This window comes from Paraburkholderia sp. HP33-1, assembly GCF_021390595.1.
GTDB lineage: Bacteria > Pseudomonadota > Gammaproteobacteria > Burkholderiales > Burkholderiaceae > Paraburkholderia.
In genome coordinates this window covers 2,130,562-2,150,124 of sequence record NZ_JAJEJR010000002.1, presented here as the reverse complement: position 1 = coordinate 2,150,124, position 19,563 = coordinate 2,130,562, and the positions used below count along the sequence as shown (strand labels likewise).

General features: G+C 59.0%; 16 protein-coding genes. 9 read left to right on the top strand and 7 right to left on the bottom strand.

The genetic code is table 11. The features are described 5' to 3' along the window. Positions 1-352: 352 nt before the first annotated feature. Positions 353-643, top strand: coding sequence for a hypothetical protein (locus L0U81_RS25755; RefSeq protein ID WP_233807209.1), 291 nt, complete (start codon positions 353-355; stop codon positions 641-643). Then, on the top strand, positions 640-1,206 hold the full coding sequence (locus L0U81_RS25750; protein ID WP_233807206.1) for an antibiotic biosynthesis monooxygenase: 567 nt from the start codon (positions 640-642) through the stop codon (positions 1,204-1,206). Before L0U81_RS25755 ends, L0U81_RS25750 begins: the two co-directional genes overlap by 4 nt. Positions 1,207-3,362: 2,156 nt before the next feature. Here the strand turns inward: L0U81_RS25750 and L0U81_RS25745 are convergent. Further along, positions 3,363-4,778, bottom strand: a complete 1,416-nt coding sequence (locus tag L0U81_RS25745) for an IS1182 family transposase (protein ID WP_233805282.1) — start codon at positions 4,776-4,778, stop codon at positions 3,363-3,365. A gap of 912 nt (positions 4,779-5,690) precedes the next feature. Here L0U81_RS25745 and L0U81_RS25740 point away from each other — a divergent pair. Beyond that, positions 5,691-5,969, top strand: coding sequence for a hypothetical protein (locus tag L0U81_RS25740; RefSeq protein ID WP_233807198.1), 279 nt, complete (start codon positions 5,691-5,693; stop codon positions 5,967-5,969). Between the two features lie 64 nt (positions 5,970-6,033). Here L0U81_RS25740 and L0U81_RS25735 read toward each other — a convergent pair whose 3' ends face one another. Continuing rightward, positions 6,034-7,044, bottom strand: a complete 1,011-nt coding sequence (locus L0U81_RS25735; RefSeq protein ID WP_233807196.1) for a LuxR C-terminal-related transcriptional regulator — start codon at positions 7,042-7,044, stop codon at positions 6,034-6,036. Between the two features lie 511 nt (positions 7,045-7,555). On the opposite strand from L0U81_RS25735, the gene L0U81_RS25730 reads away from it, so the two are divergent. Further along, the gene (locus L0U81_RS25730; RefSeq protein ID WP_233807194.1) at positions 7,556-8,806 is read left to right on the top strand and encodes an ABC transporter substrate-binding protein; all 1,251 of its coding nucleotides are present in this window, start codon (positions 7,556-7,558) and stop codon (positions 8,804-8,806) included. A gap of 76 nt (positions 8,807-8,882) precedes the next feature. Here L0U81_RS25730 and L0U81_RS25725 read toward each other — a convergent pair whose 3' ends face one another. Then, a complete protein-coding gene (locus tag L0U81_RS25725) occupies positions 8,883-12,206 on the bottom strand; it encodes an adenylate/guanylate cyclase domain-containing protein (protein WP_233807192.1) in 3,324 nt (1,107 codons plus the stop codon). A 702-nt stretch (positions 12,207-12,908) separates the two neighbouring features. On the opposite strand from L0U81_RS25725, the gene L0U81_RS25720 reads away from it, so the two are divergent. From L0U81_RS25720 to L0U81_RS33590, 3 genes are all read left to right on the top strand, one after another. Then, positions 12,909-13,280, top strand: coding sequence for a hypothetical protein (locus L0U81_RS25720; RefSeq protein ID WP_233807190.1), 372 nt, complete (start codon positions 12,909-12,911; stop codon positions 13,278-13,280). A gap of 31 nt (positions 13,281-13,311) precedes the next feature. Then, the gene (locus tag L0U81_RS25715; protein ID WP_233807188.1) at positions 13,312-13,929 is read left to right on the top strand and encodes a QsdR family transcriptional regulator; all 618 of its coding nucleotides are present in this window, start codon (positions 13,312-13,314) and stop codon (positions 13,927-13,929) included. An 83-nt stretch (positions 13,930-14,012) separates the two neighbouring features. After that, positions 14,013-14,138, top strand: coding sequence for a hypothetical protein (locus tag L0U81_RS33590; RefSeq protein WP_267957224.1), 126 nt, complete (start codon positions 14,013-14,015; stop codon positions 14,136-14,138). Between the two features lie 42 nt (positions 14,139-14,180). Here L0U81_RS33590 and L0U81_RS25710 read toward each other — a convergent pair whose 3' ends face one another. The 4 genes from L0U81_RS25710 to L0U81_RS25695 all read right to left on the bottom strand — a co-directional run bounded on the left by L0U81_RS25710 (position 14,181) and on the right by L0U81_RS25695 (position 17,322). Then, positions 14,181-14,891 carry an SDR family NAD(P)-dependent oxidoreductase gene (locus L0U81_RS25710; RefSeq protein WP_233807186.1) on the bottom strand — a complete coding sequence of 237 codons (711 nt, stop codon included), beginning with the start codon at positions 14,889-14,891 and terminating at the stop codon, positions 14,181-14,183. A 224-nt stretch (positions 14,892-15,115) separates the two neighbouring features. Continuing rightward, positions 15,116-15,385, bottom strand: a complete 270-nt coding sequence (locus L0U81_RS25705; RefSeq protein WP_233807184.1) for a hypothetical protein — start codon at positions 15,383-15,385, stop codon at positions 15,116-15,118. 418 nt (positions 15,386-15,803) lie between these two features. Beyond that, on the bottom strand, positions 15,804-16,346 hold the full coding sequence (locus tag L0U81_RS25700; RefSeq protein WP_233807182.1) for an ureidoglycolate lyase: 543 nt from the start codon (positions 16,344-16,346) through the stop codon (positions 15,804-15,806). A 31-nt stretch (positions 16,347-16,377) separates the two neighbouring features. Then, complete coding sequence (locus L0U81_RS25695; protein ID WP_233807180.1) at positions 16,378-17,322, bottom strand: LysR family transcriptional regulator; 945 nt, start codon at positions 17,320-17,322, stop codon at positions 16,378-16,380. Between the two features lie 186 nt (positions 17,323-17,508). Here L0U81_RS25695 and L0U81_RS25690 point away from each other — a divergent pair, with 186 nt between their 5' ends. Next, complete coding sequence (locus L0U81_RS25690; protein WP_233807178.1) at positions 17,509-18,192, top strand: DUF2848 domain-containing protein; 684 nt, start codon at positions 17,509-17,511, stop codon at positions 18,190-18,192. Between the two features lie 5 nt (positions 18,193-18,197). Beyond that, positions 18,198-19,553 carry an amidase gene (locus L0U81_RS25685; protein WP_233807175.1) on the top strand — a complete coding sequence of 452 codons (1,356 nt, stop codon included), beginning with the start codon at positions 18,198-18,200 and terminating at the stop codon, positions 19,551-19,553. The last annotated feature ends 10 nt before the right edge of the window (positions 19,554-19,563 follow it).

The window sequence follows — 19,563 nt, the reverse complement described above, 5'->3', positions numbered from 1 at the left end:
TGTCCGGCCACAACCTGCCCTTCAGCGAACTGGGAAAGTTGCCGTTTGATTGGCTGCAATGCTCCGGAACCTGACGGACGAGCTACGCGCGCAATTCGGCCATTGCGGTCATTGGGCTGATCGCCCGTCAGGGGTCGCTATAGGTTGCACTGCGGTCATTGGACGACCCTTCTACTTCGCATGCCCCCTTTTGCCCTGCCAGAGGACGGCACCGACCCCGAGCGGACTTTCGGCGCAATCAAGACCGAACGAGCGAAGTCAAGCCGTCATAGCCGTTCGCGAAAGTCCTACCTAGACGCGCGCGCTGGCGCTCAACTATCCTTGCGGCACTGTAGGTCAGGAGGTCATAGCTATGGACCTGCCCGGCATGAACCTGACGACCCCCTTGGTTTCCGCTGACTCGACCCTATTGTTTTCGGTCTACGGCTTCGGTTGGGGATACTGTGCCTTTGCACTGCCTGCTACAACGGTCTGTGAAAAACTCGGCGCTGCGAACGAAATCCCGAAACAATTGAAACTTGCCTTCCAGCCTGGTCAGTGCCGTCTTTTGCAAGTGGTGGAGCAGAAAGCGTTGCCGGGCATGTCAATGCGAATCGCAGACGCATCGTTCGGCGATCTCCGCCATCAACCGGGAGCGCGATGAACCCAACCACCGCCAATTCGCAGGAGATCGTGGCAAGTATCATTGTCCATGAGGTCCAGCCCGACGCCGCCGAGCAGTACGAAGCGTGGCTCGCGAACATCCGAGCCGCATGCTCCAAGTTTTCCGGCTACCTGAGCACCGATGTGATCCGCCCGGTCGGCTTGAGCCGGGAGTATGCGACCATCGTTCGCTTCGCCGACTTCAGAAGCCTCAATGCCTGGATGGAATCCGATGTGCGCCGCCAACATATTGAGAGAATGCGACTGTCGCTGCAGCAGGGCGACCGATACGAGATCACGACTGGCCTCGATTTCTGGTTCACTCCGAAGAACGCGCGGGTCAAGATCCCAACCCCGTGGAAGCAGTGGCTCATCACGTGGAGCGCCATCCTGCCGCTCAGCATCGTCGTACCATGGGGCGCTGTGCCGGTTCTCACGCGTCTCGGCTTCGCGCATGACTCGATCATAGACAAGGCAGCCGTATCGGCGGCAATCGTGTTCCTGATGGTTTACGTGGTGATGCCGCGCTATACACGGCTCGTTGCACACTGGCTGTTCAAGTGACCAGTGCGTACCTTGCGAGCTGCGGCGGCGTTCAGGCCGCGCATGAGTCGAGCCACCGGCATGGCATCGCGATACGGGCCACAAGGGGCAAGCCGCGCATTCTGAGTTAGCCCGTGTCGTCATGCGCGCACCGGGCATGGTACCGAGTTGCGCCCCCATCGCCGGCTAGTCGAGTCCGCGCGAGGACCGGTATCGATGCGCTATCCCATCGAAACGGGTTTGCATCGTAGGCGGCCGGCGCAGGCCTGCAGCTATTTGCTGGTTGTTGCCAACTCGTTCGTATCGCTCAGGTCTTTCGCCCCCGGCTGGTAAGGCCGCCCACATTCGACCAGAGCGGATGGCCGACAACCAGGTACATCGATGGCCCTTTACGACCCGAGCCCAAAAGTACACAGTCAGTTCGAATATCACTAGCTTCGGCCGGATGCCGAACTTCGGCTGCCGACCCACAAGGGACAGTGGTACTTCTCGGAAGCGGCCATTCGCCGCGAAGCGAGATTTCCGGTAACCCGAGCTAGGGCTACTGATTCTCGACGCTTCCCTCATAGGATCCTAACGTCGGGCGGGGCTGATCCGCGGCGTCACCGGCCGGCTAATATCGCTTGCGAGCACTGCATGCCCGCCCTACTTGCGCTTTTTCGTCTTTGATTTGCTGGAAAAATAGAAATGCCAGGCAACTATCGCTCCAGCAGTCCATAGGCAGGTAAAAGTCAAATCTGCGTTCATTAAAACATCGAATCCATACGCGTCAGTGTCTTCACATCTGACGTGCGTGCCGGTCGAGAAACATCCTGAATGCCACCTCCAGAAGTGCATGCCCAGCTTCCAAAGCGCGATCACCGACAAAAATCTCGCAATCAACAGATAATTAATTTTTTCTTTTCCATTATTTGTAAAAAACATAAAATATCCCGTCATATTTTTAATTCTATTATCGAAGGTAGACATCTAATGCGTCACGAACGCGACCCAATCAAGATGGCACCAACGGCGATCACTTCTAGGCAAATATTCGGAGCGCGAGTGTCCGCAGCAATTTACCGCAAGCAAAGTCGACCGTACGAATCCAATCTTGAAACCGCTGCCTAAGGGATCCCGATAGTAACAACAAACTTCGCTCTGGCGATCATATCAACTCTGGCTGTATGTACGGTCCGGATTGTCGACGATTCGCGTGTTGTTGTCGAAGGTCGACTTCTGGCCGACCACTGTCCCACGCGGTCGCCCGAAATCGCCCCTGAAGCGACATTCAGCTTTCTGCATTCAGGTCATCCGAAATGGCATAATTCGACTGGAGCAGCGCCGCCCCCCGCCGCCACTATTTGCAATGGCTCTTGAAGCCGCAACTGATTTTGCATAGCTAATCTTCGCTTTGCGGTTATCCGGAGAGCATAAAAAAGCCACCACATGACATCTACAAAAAGTACGTCGGTCCCGCGCGAAACAAAGATCGCAATCGCGTGTTCTTGGCTCATTGTCGGCCTCGTATTGATTGTCGTCTTCCCTTTGCTGCTCCTGCCGCTCGAAAAATCCAACACTACAGCCTGGGTTATTTTTTCGACAGAAGCGTTCCTTATCGCATTTCAAATGCTATTCCCCTACGGTCTATCAAAAAGGAATCGTCCGATCTTTATTGCTACCTTTATTTTCTATATAAAAGAAATATACGGATTTATAGTTCATTTTGCATCCTGGTCCACCTCATTTCGAGGTGGACTCTACGGCGTCAGGGTCGCTCTTTGCATCGTTGTATTGGGACTTTTAGCCTCACCGAAGAGCCTAGCTTGGTTTTTCAGCCGCCGCCCTGCTCCCTAATCCATCTAAATGATGAGCTCCGGCGGTCGATCGTCAACGATGCGGTCAGTGGCATTGACTGTCTCTTCATGGCCGGTAGTACGCGTTCACCCACTTCGCCGGAAAGCTGCTGATGAAGACTTCAACGTCAGCTTTGTGACACGTCCACGGAACTGGTGCTCCCGGCCGCAAAGCGACATTCGCGTGGGCACAGCCCCCGCCATCCAGATGACGGCTCAGCGCAGGATTGTGTTGAAAAAGTCTTGTTTTGGTCGGAGACGCAGGAGTTCGCAGCACGTTTTCGAGTTGTGGCGATCGGCGAAGCGGCGACCTTGAACGAGGCAACGGTCCCCCGTTGCTCGTCATGCAACGGTCTGGTTCATCTGCTTGCTTCCAGGCATGAACCGCTTGGCCATTCTTCGCAGGTTTTGCGCAGTCGCTGCCATCAGGAACTCATCATGAGCACCGCTTGGACCTCGCAGTCGCAAACGGTCCAGTTTCAGGATGCGTTTGAGATGCGCAAAGAGCATTTCCACCTTCTTTCGCTCACGGCAAGATCGCTTGTATTCAGGCGTCTTCGCAATACGCCTGGCCTCGTCGCGTGCAGCTTCATGGATGCTGCGGGCAATCTTGCGGAATGGTGTATTCGGGCAGCAGCGCTCCTTCATCGAACAGCTCCCGCAGTCGAGCGGGCTTGCCCGATAGATGATCGTGTCTGCCTTCGTGATGCGCGAGCGCGGATTCCTGAATTTGCGCCGATCACTGCGTAGTGCGTGCCCGGTAGGACAGCGATATTCATTAGCGAGTTCATCCCATCGGAACTCGCTGCTGGACAATGTATTGTCCTTGCGCGTCGTTTTATCCCAGACCGGAACATGTGGTGCAATTTCCTTCTCTTCGATCATCCAGGCAAGCATCGCTGCTGAGCCATACGCGGTGTCGCCTGCAAGACGTCGAGGTTTGAGATCGCGCCGCTGCTCAACGCGATCAATCATCGTCCTGGTTGATTCCACTTCGTGGGAACGGTTCGCGGGCGTCGCCTCGACGTCAACGATGATCCCTGCTTGCAGGTCAATCAGATAATTGGTCGAGTAGGCGAAGAACGGCAAGCCACCCTTGGCGGCTGTCCAGCTCGCAGCGGGATCCGTCAGGGATATCCTCTTTGGAGGCGTCGATGACTCTGTCATCTCCGCCGCTTCGGTGCCTGCTGGATTCGCTTCTTCCAACGCTTCCAGATACTCCCGCACGGCACGGCTTTGGCCCTTGACACAACCCCAGTCGATGGGTTCAGAACCCGGAACACCGCGTACAGAACTCGCGTCGGCTCTGATGATGCTCGCGTCAATCGCGAATCCTTCACCCTTTACGAGCCCTTCGGACATGCACCGACCCAGTACCGACTCGAACACATGGCGCAGCACATCGCTATCGCGGAAGCGACCGTGGCGGTTCTTGGAGAATGTCGAGTGTTCGGGTACGGCGTCCTCCAGGCCCAGGCGGCAGAACCATCGATACGCCAGATTCAGATGCACTTCTTCGCATAGCCTGCGCTCGGACCGGATGCCGAAACAGTAGCCCACAATCAACATGCGGATCATGAGCTCCGGATCAATCGATGGCCGTCCCATGGGACTGTAGAACGGCGCAAGATGCTGGCGTAGATCACGCAGATCAAGAAAGTGATCGATGCCTCTCAACAGGTGCTCGCGAGGGACGTGACTATCGAGGTTGAACGAGTAGAAGAGTTTGTCCTGTCCGCTGCCCAGTTGACCCATCATGACGAATCACTCCCGTCGATCGATGGCTTCCAGGATACCCAACAATCCGCATGCCGGGCGACTTTTTCAACACAATCGGATGGTGCACAGACGTTCGGATATCGAGGCAGAACTGTCGTCGAGTGACTCATAATGGCCGACTGTACCCGTTCGGCTTACCGGGCCGTAAGCTGACGGCCGAGAACATTACCTTGCGCCAGTGGCAGCTTTGGGGCGGCATGGCTCAGCGGGTACTACCGGCTAGAAGCCGCTTGTCCCACACGCCAGGAGGTGTCCATTCGAATGCCCGTACCTGGCTTCGAAACGGACGTCAACGAAGTCCCTATGGGAATAGCGGAGAAGGAACAGGCGATGCCCCGGCCAAATAACCGGCCGTCAGTTCGCGGCTGGGCTCCCGGTGTGAGTTGGGAGCTCGTTCAGCCCGGCGAGCTTGACCGACTGAGTCAGTCCAGTCTCCCGCTGTCACTCAAGTGAGTGTCAGGTCGATGTCAACCTCGACCCCCGTAGGGATGGTCCGTTTCCAGACAAGCAGAGGCGCCGGGTCGCGATCATGAGTGTCCGCGCGTCACATCAACGCAAAAATCATGGATCGCGGTCACCATCTGATCGATGCCGGGCTGTTCGAGCGGAGCCGGTCGATAGTCCATGTAGCTTGCTAGAAAGTTCATGGTTACCCACTTCCCTGCCGAAGTACTCATTGCCGCCTATTACCAAAGTGATATGGCCGAAGCCCGGCTCGGAAATCATACTGAATTCAAGCTGCCGCACAACTCAGCCTCCGTGCACATTTTCAGGTGCTTTTTCGGCTTGTGAGCAAGTTCGTCCGGTAGCTTCAGCCACGCGCGGTGCTTGCGCTTACCCCCCAAGCGCTGCCGCGAGGCATTGCGTCCACGTTTCCTGAAGGAGGGTCCCATGAGAACAGCGTTATTCGTTGCTGGTGGGTTGATCTGCGTGTGCACCTCGTACGCTTACGCGCAAAACACCACCGCAAATCCGACAACCGTAGCACAGCCCGTAGCACAGCCGGACGCGATGAGTTCGGAAGGTCCGGACCCTTCTGGAACCTCCATGTCCGGCGCCCGTGAAATGACGTCCGGAAAGACCCGTGCCGAAGTCTATCAAGACCTCGTGCGCTCACAGCAGAACGGCGAAGCAGCGCGGATGCAGGAACTCTACAAAGGTGGCAATTGAGTTTGACCTCGCCAAACGGAGGTAGAAATGAGAACTACGGCAGGTCAGCAGTCTCGCGTGAAAATCAAACACTGGAACGTCGCGCGCCTTCCTGCTTCGAGCGCAGTTTATCGGCCTCCAGTCTGCGCGTGACGAGATGGATCAGGTAAGTCGCGAACTCGGGATCCTGATAGTACATCCGCATTGCATCGGTCGAGGAGACCATCAGCAACTCGCAATCGCTCTTGCAAAAGGCCGTGCAGGTGCGGCGATGATCTGGCGAGAAAAGTCCAATCTCTCCCAGTATCGTGCCGGCGCCCACATCGACGCCGATCTCCTGTAGGGTGATCGTCCCGCGCAATACATAGTAGAGCGCGTCACTCGGGGCATCCTTGTGGAACAGCACCTCGCCGCGCTTGAAGCGGCGCGCAGGCAAATCGGAAAGGAGCCGCTTGATGGCGAGTTGCGCATCGAGCGCCTGATGAAGCTGTGCATCGCCAACCTTGTCGAGTCGCGCGGCCGCGATGCTTGCCTGTTTGCGGCTCTCGACGTTGAGTGCTTTGTACACTGTATAGAGATGTACTTTGACCGTCCCTTCCGCGATATTGAGTTGCCGAGCGATTGACTTGTTCGACTCGCCGCGTGCCACGAGTGCCAGCACTTCGATCTGGCGTGGTGTCAGCGTCCGGCTATAAGTGGCAGGCCCGGTCGTAGCGCGTGTCTGCTCAGTTGTGCCAGACGTGGCGCCAGCCAGCACCACCTGCATCGCGTCGTGCAACGCTTGCGCGGATTGCGACTTGCTCAGGCACCGCGCTACACCGGCAGCCATGAAAGAATCGATAGTCGGCTGATCGATCTCGGTCAGCAATGCGAGCGCCGGCAAATCCACAGAGATGCGACGTAACGCGCCTATCGCATCGAGCGCTTCGCGTTGGTGGTCGCCATCCACTATTAGCAGGTCGGCACTCGTCCCATCTTCGAAGGCGCTCGTCCGATAGTCCGCGCATATCACCTCGATGCCCGGTTCGAAGTCGCGGGCGACGCGTGCAACGCCCTCGCGGAACAAACCTGCCTGTGCGATCAGGATGATAAGCATATGTCTCACTTCTTCCGCAATGGATGACTCGCATGCAACTACGCTTCAATTGTCGGCGGCACCGCGCATTTGCCGATTGACCTACGAGTGGGCCCGGTCGGAAACCGGCTCACATTTTCAGGTTTGCCACATCGATACCGTCGAGCAGTGCCGGGGCCGCAAGGCAAATCGTAAGAAACCGAACGGAAAGAACTGACTTATAACGTAGTCAGAAGAGAGCTGATGCGCAAGTATCTGGCTCATGTAGGGGGCTGCACGCCCAAATGAAGGTCTATCACGCCGTCGGCTTTGACATTTGCACCCCCCCGGATACCTTGGCGGCGCGACAGCACAGCTCGGACGCGATGGCCGAGGCACCGACGCGGGTCCTCCGCTTCTCGACCGCAGTCCTCATCACCTTGCGGTCGTCCGACCTCGCACGAAATGACGGCCGCCGCGTGCTGACTCGGCCTATCCTGTAGAGGGAGCGCTCCTGCCTGTCGAGCAAGGGCGCGCAAGCGGGAGCGAACCCATGAGCAAGCTGCTTCTCCGGCGTAAACATGTACCCGCGTCTTTGGCGCTGGCCAGGATGGCCCTAGGGATAGCGTTTGCAGGTATTGCAGTAGCGGCATACGGCGACATGGTCCGGATCACCGTTTCACACTACAGTGACGCAACGGGCCCGTACTTCAACAGAATGGCTCAAGAGTTCGAGAAAGCGACCCCGGGTACGACAATCAAGATCGAAGAAGCAAACTGGGACGTCCTCGAACAGAAGCTCCAGACTGACATTATGGGCGGCGCGAACTCGGACCTGGCGATCGTCGCTACCCCTTGGTTGCTGGACTTCGTTCACGACGACGTCGCCGAGCCCCTCGATGGCTACATGGACGCCAGCTTCAGAGACCGCTTCATTGGCCAGATCCTGGCGCCGGGCGAAATCAACGGCAAGGTGTATGGCTTGCCGCTCGCTGCGTCAACACGCGCGCTTTACTACAACAAGGACCTGCTTGCGAAAGCGGGTTATTCAAACGGTCCGAAGACCTGGAACGACGTAATCGATGCGTCGAGGAAGTTGAAAACGATGGGAATCGCTGGCTTCGGTCTGCAAGGCAAAGAGATCGAGACAGATGTCTACTTCTACTACGGACTCTGGAGTTACGGCGGAGATGTGATCGGCAAGGACGGCAAGGCTGCTTTCAACTCGCAGGCGGGCGTGAAGGCCGCAACGCTCTACAAAACGATGATAGACGAAGGTCTGACCGAACCGGGGGTCACAGGGTATAGCCGTGAGGGCATACAGAACCTGTTCAAGCAGGGCCGCGTGGCGATGGTGATCGCCTTGCCTTTCCTCTCGAAACAGATCGCGAAGGAGGTGCCGAATCTCAAGTACGGTATTGATCCCATTCCGACGGGAACGACTCAGGCTACCTATGCAGTGACAGATTCAATCATGATGTTCAAAAATTCCAAGGTCAAAAAGAGTGCCTGGAAATTTCTCGACTTTCTCTTCACAAAGGGCCCGCGCGTCGAATTCTCGAAAACCGAAGGCTTTCTGCCGACGACGAAGGCTGAAGCCAGCGATCCGGCATTCAATAACCCGGACACCAGGGCGTTCATTGCATTGTTGCCGAAGGCGCGGTTCGCACCGACTGTCACGGGGTGGGAAGACACTGGGAAGGCGGTGTCGGATGCCATGCAAGCGGTCTACCTGGGAAAGGCTCAACCCGCCGCGGCATTGAACGACGCAGCCGAAAAGGCAAACCGGGCCCTAGGTAAGTAATGCGGTAGTGGTCATCGAAGTCTGATGCAGTCCGGCGCGCAAACCCATTGCGGCAAGGTGCGAAGTGAAATGCTGTTCAGCCAGGTACTGGTTTTATGCCCATTTCCCGGCAAAGCGACGTGGCGTCTGCCGCACTTTTCTTACTCGATGCTTCATCTCCGCCCATCTTTTGCAGCCGGGATAGTCCATATAGGCACTGTGCCTGCAAGGGCCGCATTCCGAGCTCGTGGCCGATCATCGAGGCCAGGCGATAGTGATCGCGAGCTTCCTCAATCCGGGATGCGCTAGCGTTGCCATCCGAGACCAGATCTCCCAACAGGCACCAGGCCCAGGCCTCATTGCCTCGTTCGCCGGAGGCTCGAGCGAGGTCAATGGCGTCACGTGTATGCGTGATGGCTTCATCTCTTCGACCAGCGCGCTGCGATACTCGACCAAAAATTGAGAGCACTAGCGACTGTCCAAACGTTAGATTGCTCGCCGCCGCCTGGCGAACCGCGTCTTCGAGACGAGCCAGTGCCTCATCGGTTCGGCCCAGTGCGGCATACGCCGCTCCGAGGCATGAGGCGATCCGGGGAACGTAGATTGGAAAATCGGCGCTCCGGCACATGGCCAGTGCTGGCTCGAGCGCCTCGACAGCAAGGTTGGGATCGCCATGAATGAGGTGCATCCGCCCGACACCGTGGCCTGCGAAGATCAGTTCCTCCGGCTCATTCATCTCTCGGGCCATATCGGCCGCTTCCTGTCCAAGGACGGCAGCTTCGGCGAATCGGCCGAGTTCGGCGAGACACAGTACCAACCAGATTCGAGCGTTGACGCGCGTGAATTTTGCGTAAGCCTCGTGGGGTCCGAAGCCGTGGCTTTCATCGAGGAGATCGAGCGCCTGTCGAGCATGTCCCATCGCGAGTTCATAGTCTCCCCGGCCATACCGTGTCCTTGCCAGCATCATGGCAGCCCAGGCCTTCGCATCGGGGTCGCTGCGCCGCTCCGCCAACGCCAGGGCACGTTCGCCTGCCTCGACGGCGCCGCCCAGATCGCCTAACGAACCGAGCGTGAAAGCCAACCTCGAGAGAACGCGCGATAGGCGTACCTCGTCGCCAAGTCCTTCGGCCAGATGTTTCGCGTTCTCCAGATTCTGGCGGTCTCGTGCCAGTTCTCCGAGCGGATAAAGCGAGTGGTTGAGCTCCCATCGGATGTCGATGATTTCACCGAGCATTTCGGCTGAAGACGGCAGCGTCTCATAGGCAGTCAGGGCTTTCTCGAACAATACGGACGCCTCTCGATGAGCGGCGCGTTCTGCAGAGTTGTGCCCAGCACGCCGCCACAGTCGGACAGCCTTTTCCGTCAATCCGGCCTGGGCGCAGTGTTCGGCGAGGATTTCCGGTTGTTCCTCCGTTACGTCAGCAAAATGATTCTCGAGCTCCATGGCGATGCGGGCATGCAGTTGCTGTCGCCTGTCTCGCAGCATGGAGCTGTACGCGGCGTCTTGCACCAGGGCGTGCTTGAAGGTGTATTCCGCATCCGGTGGCGCGCCGCGCCGGAAAACCAGTTCGGCACTGACGAGATGATCCAATGCATCGTTCAGACGCTCTTTCGGCATCGACGCGACCGCGCTGATGAGCTCATAAGAAAATCGCCGGCCGATTGCGGCGGCAACCTGTGCGACATCGCGCACGGGGGAGAGGCGATCGAGACGGGCCATCAGCGAAGCGTGCAGCGTCATCGGGATCGCCAGTGGTGGCAGCGCTCCGTCGAGCACGTAGTGCCCATCCTGCTCCCGCAATACGCCGCTCTCCAGCACCATTCTGGTCAGTTCTTCGACAAATAGCGGTATGCCGTCCGTACGCTCAATGATCCGGTCCGTCACCTCTTTCGGCAGCGGCTTGCCACGCGCCACCCGTTCGATCATCTCGGCTCGTTGCCGAGGGGGCAGACGATTGAGAGTCAGAAGCGTCACCTCTGAGCGGCCGATCCAACGAGATGTGAACTCAGGCCGGAAGCTGACAATCAGCAGGGCAGGCAGGGTCGCAATCAGATCGACAAGATGGTCCAGCGCTTCGAGCGAACTCGGGTCGGCCCAGTGCGCGTCTTCGAACAATATCAGCAGCGGCTGGCGCATTGCCAGACCCGTGATCTGCGCAATTATCGTGCTAAGCGTCCTATCCTTATACTGTTGCGGCGTAAGATTAAGTGCTGGGTATCGACCCCCGGTCGGAATCGACAGCAATGCCGCCACCAACGGCGCAGCTTCGCGCTGAGTGTCAGCGGTGAACGCGAGCACCGCCTCCAGTTTATTGAGCCGTTGTTCAGCCGTATCGTCCCTTCTTCGCAGACCTGCGGCACGTTCGAGCTGGGAAATGAACGGGTAGAAGGCACTCTCCTGATGCCGAAGCGAGCAGAAATACCGCAGGCGCTCGTGCGGCTCGAATTGAAGCCGCTCTTCAAGAGAGGTGGTCAGCCGCGACTTTCCGATACCCGGCTCGCCTGACAGGAGCACAACCTGCCCCTCACCATTCTTCGCCCGCTGCCATCGGCGAAGCAACAACTCGATTTCTTCTTCGCGTCCGACAATCGGCGTCAAGGTGCTCGCGTGCAGCGCCTCGGAGCGGCTTTCGACTCCGCTGGGTCCGACCACTTGCCAAACCCGCACTGCTTCGTCAAAACCCTTCACTGTCGCGAGGCCCATGTCGCGGTAGTCAAACTGCCCGGCTGTCAGGCGCTGCGTGCTCGCAGAAATCACCACGGTGCCGGCTTCGGCCAATGTCTGCAGCCGGGCAGCGAGATTGGGCGTCTCACCGACGACGCCAGACTCCCGGCCTTCGCCCTGATCGCTCAGATCACCGACTACCACTACGCCGGTGGCAATTCCGATCCGCACCTGCAAACTTGCGTCGATTCCGGAATCGAGCGTGCCGATGGTTCGCACCAGCATGAGCGCAGCACGTACAGCCCGCTCGGCATCGTCCTCATGCGCCTGAGGATAGCCAAAATAGGCCATCACGCCGTCGCCCATGTACTGGGCAATGAAGCCACCGGCGTTGGCAATGACATCCGCGCACCCGCGGTAATAAGCCGCGAGGATTTTCCGCATGTCTTCCGGATCGAGCCGATTCGAGAGGGCAGTCGAGCCGACGAGATCGCAAAACATGACCGTCAGCTGGCGACGGTCCGCGTCATCGCGTGGCACGGACGTGGTCACGGTTGGAGATATTGCAGCGGCGCCGTCGCCAAGCTGGCTGATTGCACGCAGCATTTTGCGGCGATGCCCAAGCAGGACGCCAAGATCCTTCAGATCCTGGTCCGTCAGATCGCGCAGGACAGAGGGATCGATACCGTTCTCGGCAAAGAGATCGACATACTCGGTCAGGCCGAGTGATGCCAACCACTCTGCAATGCTTCCCACGGTTCATCTCCTGAAGGCAGCTGCCTCCTGCAATAGTAGGAAAAACATCTGTTCCGCGCTCGTCGAAAATCATTGGGGTGGCCGGCTGCCACCAGAAAGTATTGAGTCGGGTTTGGACGCTCAACCGTGTCCCCGACTACCGCGCCAGCAAGGAATCGTGGACTTCGCCGTTTGCTTTCGGCCTTTGACCTGCCCTCTGCCTTGATCCGGAATCGCTTCATTGCCGTTGCTTTCACTGAACGGGTTCCCCACGGTTAGCCGCATGCTGACTGCCATACGCCGAGTCATGACTCCCATTGGGTTAAATCCCCAGACATAAAACGGTGAATCGAAATTGACCCGCAATGAGACACACACCGCGATATGACTCATCACAAAAACCGGCTAAGCCGCAGTGACAACGATGGAGGAGACCAGGATGAGGAAATGGTTGTGGCAGGCGTTGATCGCGATGCTGGTCGCGGTCCTGATCGGGGCATGCGGGGGCGGCACGACCTCTCCCGCCGTCAATGCCACAGCGGTGACGAACGCGTAGTATTTCGAAACGATATACCACGACGTCGTGCAGTTGCCACAGAACGTCCCGCCTTCGGGCCCGACGTAGTCGCCCGACGGCCAGCATATTGCATTCAACAACATTGCTGATGGCACGTACTGGATAGCGAATCAGGACGGTTCGGCAGCGTTTTCCTGACCTGCTCGATGAGCGATGTGCCCACGATTCCCGATTCCTTTTCCTACATCTTTTCGGACAACAAGCGGCTTTTCTTCGCCAATGAGCTCGGCGACAGCGTCTACGTGCTGGAATGCGCGCCGAGTCTTAACAACTGCAGCAGTCGTCAGATTTATCAGGTCGACCTGTCGGCCGATGTGGCCGGTGTGAATCCGGCGCTGCCGAACCTCGGAAGGCCGACCTATCACCTTGCCCCGGACGGCGTGCATCTCGGCTACACGATGGTGCGGCCGGACGCGATGATCATGATGGTGTCGACGCTGCAGAAGGGCTCGACCGGCTACGCTGAGATTCGGGTGGTGGAACAGGTAGCGCGGGAGACTCCGGCAGGTTCCGTATAATCGACTATCAGCCGTTATACGAAGCATCGATATGGCCAGCACGTCATCATTGGTTCCCACGGTTGCCTATCTCAGCGCGCACGCCGAGAAGTCCAGTCCGCGCAAGGTGCGTGCGACGCCGGCCGACGCGTTCGTTGCGGCACGGGCGATGTTTGACCAGGGCGAATCGTTCGATATGGTCGAGCTTGCGAAACGGCTCGGTGTGGCGCGTGCGACGCTCTATCGCTGGATAGGCGATCGGGAACGCTTGCTGGCCGACGTCATCTGGTCGCTCGTGGATGATCTGATCGAGCAGTCGAAGCATGTACCGGGCAACGGTTCGGAGATGCTCGCGAACGCGCTCGTTGGCATCGTAAAAGGACTCGCGGAATCTGGCGGCCTGAGGGCCTTGTTCCGGAACGACGCGGAACTGGCCATGCGGATATTGACGCGTCGCCGCGACACGGGCACACAGGAGCGCGCGGTCGAGGCTCTGACGGTGGTGATCCGCAGGCTGGAGGCGCGCGGACACTATGCGCCGCGTTTGCCCGCAGAGTTGCTGGCCTATTCGATCGTCCGGCTCATCGAAGGGCTGGTCTATCAAGACATGCTCCTCGGACTGGAGCCGAGTCTCGACAACCTCGCGCGTGTTATCCGCGCGCTTCTGTGACGGCGTAGGCGCCGAGAATCTTGTGCATGTCTTCCGGATCGAGCCGCTTCGAGAGGGCAGTCGAGCGGACGAGATCACAAAACATGACCGTGAGCTGGCGTCGTGGTGAAATCATCGACATCCGGTGGGAACTTGATCACTCGCTTTATCCGCCAGGAAAACTGGCCCGCGACCGGGCGAATCTGGAGAACGCGAAACATCTGGCCTAAGGACTTGGCAACGAGGTACGCCTATCACGCGTTCTATCGACTTTAGTGGCCAGCGCTCTGACCGCCGTCAACGTGCAGTATTTCACCTGTCACAAACGGCGCTGAGTCGAGATAGAGCACAGCGCCCGCGATATCGCTTGTCTCGCCCATGCGTCCGACGGGATGTAGGGCACCTAGTGCTTCATGATTTTCCGGCGCGTGCATGGGTGTTTTGATAAGCCCAGGTGATACGGCGTTCACACGGATGCCAGCCTTTGCGTATTCGATCGCGAGCGACCGGGTGGCTGCATTCAGGCCGCCTTTCGTCAGCGATGCGAGCACGGACGGAACACCGGAGATTGCATGGTCTACGAGCGTTGTCGTCACTTGCACGAGGTGGCCGCTCCGGTTCTTCTCCATCTCTGTGATGGCGAGCTGCGAAACGTGGAAGAAGCCATTCAGGTTCACGTTCAGTACGGCGGCATAGTCTTCCATCGAATAGAGCGTGAACGGCTTTGCGATGAAAATGCCGGCATTGTTCACCAGCGTGTCAATGCGGTCGAAACGCCTGATGGCTTCCGACACGACACGCTTTGCGACCTCCCGGTCGCCGATATCACCGGCGACCGTTGCGATGTCGGGATCGTCGGAAGGCTCGATAGACCGCGCGGTTGCTACGATCCGATAGTCGAGCCGACGAAATGCCGTGACGAGCTCCGCACCGATTCCATGCGATGCACCGGTGATGACAATGACTTTCCGCGGGTTGCTCATTTTTCACCTCCAGGAAGTTGAACGACGGTACTCGCCCCTGGGCGTCACAGGCCAAAAGCTCCCGTCCAGATGCTCGAGTTCAGCCGCCATCATGGCAAACGCCATAGGCAGCGTGCATCCGTCAGGATCTGGACGAGCGGAAGTCGTCGACGAGAACCTTTCTTCCTTCGAGGCTCACTTGCACACGTTCCGCGCAGTTCGACGGGCACACAAGCAAGCAAAACTCAATGGCCTTTGTAAGATTCGTGCTGCCGTGCCGCCTCGCCATTCTGCTGGGTTCGCACGAGGTCTTCATGGACTTCGCCGCGGGTCTTGCCATGGACCATGGCAGGTCCGCCGGACATGGAGCTTCCAGTCGCGTCCGGACCTTCCGAATCCAACTGCACGACGCTAGCCTTCGAGGCATCCCTCGGATTGGCAGTGGTGTCCTGGGCGTGGGCGTACAAGGCGCCTGCGCAGACTATTCCACCAGCGATGAATAAAATTGCTTTCATGTGACTCTCCTTTCGACAACGTTGACGCAATGTCCGGTTGGAACTAACGAGGCAAAGCGCGACCCGCGTCCGACAGGAACAACCAGCACGCTTGCCTGCCAACCACGCATCGGAAGATATCGACAAGTTCTGGAACCGGCCAGTCAACCTAGTATTGATCTCGAACCTGACTTCGCCCATATCACTTTGGTAATAGGCGATCGAAAAGCTGAAGGCAGCCGCGTCGACGGATGGCCGTTGCACATGAATGAACAGGCGCTGACACCGCTTCGGCCCGAATGACGGTTCAGGGTCGCTAGTACTCTTTCATTCGCATCGGCACCTGACATTCGAGGCTACGACGGCGCGAACGGCGGCAAAGCGCCTGATGAAACGATCTGATGCCTTGATACGAGTTTGAATGCTTGCGCCCGATTGTTCAGGACGTACCCAATTCGAGCGTACGGCGTTCGATAGACTTGACGACGCTTTCGCAAGCTGGCGCGCCCGTCTTCAGATGGACGACGAGATCGTAGGTGGTTGAAGGGCGTGTCAGCATCAGGCAGGTGGCCTCGCGATCAATGACACGCGTTGCATGCCAGATGTTCGGCCGCATGCACAGACCTTTGCCGACGGGAATCTCGAATGCCCGCAGCGACGCGAGATCAGGTTCACCATCTCCCAGCGACGTCGCGACGATGTGCACGACGGGCGCCGTCAACGGCACGATCGCCTGCTGCGTCAGACGATGCAATTCGAGCGACGCAATCTCAGCGTTGCGATTGCGGTACACGACCCACAGTATCTCTGTTTCTCCATCCGTGCCGGTGTCAAACAGATGCTCGCGCCAGAAGTCCGATGCCGGGCTGACGAACGCGGGCGCGTCGCCATCCGTGCGCACGGGTTTGCCGAGCAGCCAGCCATAGGGTTCACAGCGATGCACTTCGAGCGGTTCGATAGCAATGGAAAGTTCGGTCAGCATGTCGGCGTACTCGTATCGATGAATGGATCGGTCAGGTGTGTGCGATGGCGTCGTCGGATGGCGGGAACAATGCGAATTCGGGCCCATGTTTCAGGCTGAAATCGAGCACGACGTTTAGCGCGAGTCGCGTGATCGACTCGGCAAGCAGGCTGTCGGGCGTGCGTCGATAGGCGGCGACGAGCGGCAACGCGGGCACACGATGCGTGACTTGCAGCAGTTGCAACTGGCTGGCTTCGAGTTCGCGCATCACGAACGCAGGCGGCAACACTGCGATTCCAAATCCGTCGACGACCAGCCGGATGATCGCCGCCACCGACGAAAGACAGTTGATCTGTACCTGCACGTCACCGCTCGCTGCGAACAGGCCAGCGAGAAATTCATGCGGCGGCGAATGACGCGCGAAACTGATGACAGGATATGCGGCGAGTTCGGCTTCGGTCAGCGCCTGCGCGGAGAGATTGAGCGCGGGGCTCGCCATCCAGCGCATCGGCAGGCTGCCGAGCGGCACGTTCGTCATATCCGCGCCGGCGACGCTCGTGGTCTGAAACGAGACGTCGATATGACCGTTTGCGAGTTGCGCGGAAAGATTCGCGGATGTATCGCTGGTCAGTTCAATCACGAGATTCGGATACTCGTCGCGAATGCGTTTGAGCAAATCGGGCAACCAGGTATGCACGATCGATTCGATCGCGCCTAGCCGCAGCAGGCCCGACACCTTCGAGCGATCGCCGACGCTCGCGAGCATCGCCTGATTCAGCTTCAGCATCTGTTCGGCGAACGGCAGCGCCTTGGTGCCGTCCTGTGTGAGCGTCGCTTCCTTCGGGCCGCGCTCGAACAGCCGCACGCCGAGTTCCTGTTCCAGCGCGGAAATGCGGCTCGAAATGGCGGCCTGGGTTGCGTGCAGGCGTTCGGCTGTCAGCCGGAAGCTGCGCAGCCGTGCGAGCCAGACAAACGTCTCCAGAAATCGCAGATTCATTCACAACCCTGACGAGGCAAGCACGAATTGCTCAGTGTAGCGCCCCGTTGCGCCCTATGTGACAAGAAAATTTTCGGCCGCGCGACAACTTTAATTTGTTGGACAAGCCTGCTGCGCGCGCCAAAACTTTGCAGCGAATGCCCGGTGATAAGGGCCAAACATATCGTCAAAACAGAGGGCGCTGCAATGAAGAAAGTGTCATGTGAAATCGAAGGCGGGCGGGCCATTCAGGTGAGCGCGAGCCGTCTCGTGATTGCGGGCTGGGCGGGACGCGATGCCGCCGAGGTCGAGCATCACATTCGCGAGCTGGAAGCGATCGGCGTGCGCAGGCCGTCTGCCGTGCCGTGTTTTTATGAAGTCGCGCCTGCGTTGCTGACGACCTCGGGCAGCATCGAAGTGATCGGCGAGCATTCGTCAGGCGAAGTCGAAGTCGTGCTGTTGCAGACCGAAGCGGACGGCTTGCTGGTCGGTATCGGTTCGGATCATACGGATCGCAAGGTGGAAGGCTACGACGTAGCCGTGTCGAAGCAGATGTGCGCGAAGCCACTCGGCAAGACGCTTTGGCATTATGCGGACGTGGCCGCGCATTGGGACGCGCTGATCGCGCGGAGCTGGCGCATCGATGAGAACGGCGAGCGCATCCGTTATCAGGACGGTACGCTTGCGCGGTTGATGCACCCCGAAGCGTTGATCCGGCGGGCGTTCGGCGCGACGTCGATGATTCCCGAGACCGTGCTGTTCTGCGGCACACAGCCCGTGCTCGGCGCACTGACACCCGCTAACGCTTACGAACTGGAACTGCACGATCCGGTACTCGGACGCAGCTTGCGGCATCGTTATTCCGTCGATGCGCTTGCGCATACGGAGTGATGGCGATGCGCACCATCCGTGAATCCGGCAAGGCGCTCGCGACGAAAGACCTGTCGGCCAGCGAACTGCTCGACGCGAGTCTCGCGGCCATCGACGCCGATCTTGCGTGCGGCGGCGCGACCTACACGCATATCGACCGCTTGGCGGCGCGCGAAGCCGCCGACGCTAGCGACGCGTTTCGCGCGCGTGGCTATGTGCCATCCGCGCTGGCGGGCGTGCCTGTTTCGGTGAAGGATCTGTTCGACATCAAAGGACAGGTGACGACAGCGGGATCACGAATACTGCGCGACGCCGCGCCCGCAGTGCGCGATGCCGCGGCCGTCGCGCGTTTGCGCGAAGCGGGCGCGGTGTTCGTCGGTCGCACCAATATGAGCGAGTTCGCGTTCTCCGGTCTCGGCTTGAATCCTCACTACGGAACGCCGATGAATCCCGCGCACGCAAAGCGTCTTGCTGGCGGTTCGAGTTCGGGCGCAGCGGTGTCCGTTGCGCTGGGACACGTCGCCGCCGCGCTCGGCACCGATACAGGCGGCTCGGTCCGCATTCCTGCCGCGTTCTGCGGCCTGGTCGGGTTCAAGCCGACTGCGCGGCGTGTGCCGCTCGTGGGCACCGTGCCGCTGTCGTCATCGTTCGATTCGGTCGGGCCGATTGCGCGCAGCGTTGATTGTTGTGTGTTGATAGACGGCATTGTGTCCGGGCAAGCGCTCGATACTGCGCCGCGGCCGCTCACAGGACTTCGGCTAGGCGTGACGTCGGACTATGTAGCAGACGATCTCGATGCAACGGTGAGCACCGCATTCAACCGCGCAATCGGCATGTTGCAGCGTGCGGGCGCCACGGTGGAGCGCTTTGCGTTTCCCGAACTGCATGACGTGGCGGGACGCTATCCGCTCGCGGGCGTCACGGCCGCGCAGGCGTGGGCGTGGCACCGCGAGCACGTCGCACGCGATGCCAACGCGTACGACCCGCGCGTGCTGCAGCGTTTGCGCGTCGGCGAAGGGCGCAGCGCCGCCGACTATATCGACCTGCTTGCCGCGCGTGAACGCTTCGTGCGCGACTCGCGCTCACGGCTCGCGCGCTTCGATGCATGGCTGATGCCGACCGTCGCAGTCGTGCCGCCGGCCATTGTGCAGGTCGAAAACGACGACGAAGCCTTCTTCAGGACGAACGCAAAAGTGCTGCGCAATCCCAGCGTCGTCAACTTCATGGACGGTTGCGCGTTGACGCTGCCGTGCCATCGCGAAGGCGAGCTGCCCGTGGGTCTGTCGATCTGCGGACCGGCGCTCGCCGATGCATCGATTCTCGCGATCGGGCGCAGCGTCGAAGCCTTGCTACGGCAAAGCGCGCACGTCGCGACTGCATAACGTTTGTTTA

What these genes read in the sequence shown, in the direction of transcription:
- L0U81_RS25755 (WP_233807209.1), top strand. Translation starts at nt 353, where the DNA reads ATGGACCTGCCCGGCATGAACCTGACGACCCCCTTGGTTTCCGCTGAC.
- L0U81_RS25750 (WP_233807206.1), top strand. Translation starts at nt 640, where the DNA reads ATGAACCCAACCACCGCCAATTCGCAGGAGATCGTGGCAAGTATCATT.
- L0U81_RS25745 (WP_233805282.1), bottom strand. Translation starts at nt 4,778, where the DNA reads ATGATGGGTCAACTGGGCAGCGGACAGGACAAACTCTTCTACTCGTTC.
- L0U81_RS25740 (WP_233807198.1), top strand. Translation starts at nt 5,691, where the DNA reads ATGAGAACAGCGTTATTCGTTGCTGGTGGGTTGATCTGCGTGTGCACC.
- L0U81_RS25735 (WP_233807196.1), bottom strand. Translation starts at nt 7,044, where the DNA reads ATGCTTATCATCCTGATCGCACAGGCAGGTTTGTTCCGCGAGGGCGTT.
- L0U81_RS25730 (WP_233807194.1), top strand. Translation starts at nt 7,556, where the DNA reads ATGAGCAAGCTGCTTCTCCGGCGTAAACATGTACCCGCGTCTTTGGCG.
- L0U81_RS25720 (WP_233807190.1), top strand. Translation starts at nt 12,909, where the DNA reads ATGAGCGATGTGCCCACGATTCCCGATTCCTTTTCCTACATCTTTTCG.
- L0U81_RS25715 (WP_233807188.1), top strand. Translation starts at nt 13,312, where the DNA reads ATGGCCAGCACGTCATCATTGGTTCCCACGGTTGCCTATCTCAGCGCG.
- L0U81_RS33590 (WP_267957224.1), top strand. Translation starts at nt 14,013, where the DNA reads ATGACCGTGAGCTGGCGTCGTGGTGAAATCATCGACATCCGGTGGGAA.
- L0U81_RS25710 (WP_233807186.1), bottom strand. Translation starts at nt 14,891, where the DNA reads ATGAGCAACCCGCGGAAAGTCATTGTCATCACCGGTGCATCGCATGGA.
- L0U81_RS25705 (WP_233807184.1), bottom strand. Translation starts at nt 15,385, where the DNA reads ATGAAAGCAATTTTATTCATCGCTGGTGGAATAGTCTGCGCAGGCGCC.
- L0U81_RS25700 (WP_233807182.1), bottom strand. Translation starts at nt 16,346, where the DNA reads ATGCTGACCGAACTTTCCATTGCTATCGAACCGCTCGAAGTGCATCGC.
- L0U81_RS25695 (WP_233807180.1), bottom strand. Translation starts at nt 17,322, where the DNA reads ATGAATCTGCGATTTCTGGAGACGTTTGTCTGGCTCGCACGGCTGCGC.
- L0U81_RS25690 (WP_233807178.1), top strand. Translation starts at nt 17,509, where the DNA reads ATGAAGAAAGTGTCATGTGAAATCGAAGGCGGGCGGGCCATTCAGGTG.
- L0U81_RS25685 (WP_233807175.1), top strand. Translation starts at nt 18,198, where the DNA reads ATGCGCACCATCCGTGAATCCGGCAAGGCGCTCGCGACGAAAGACCTG.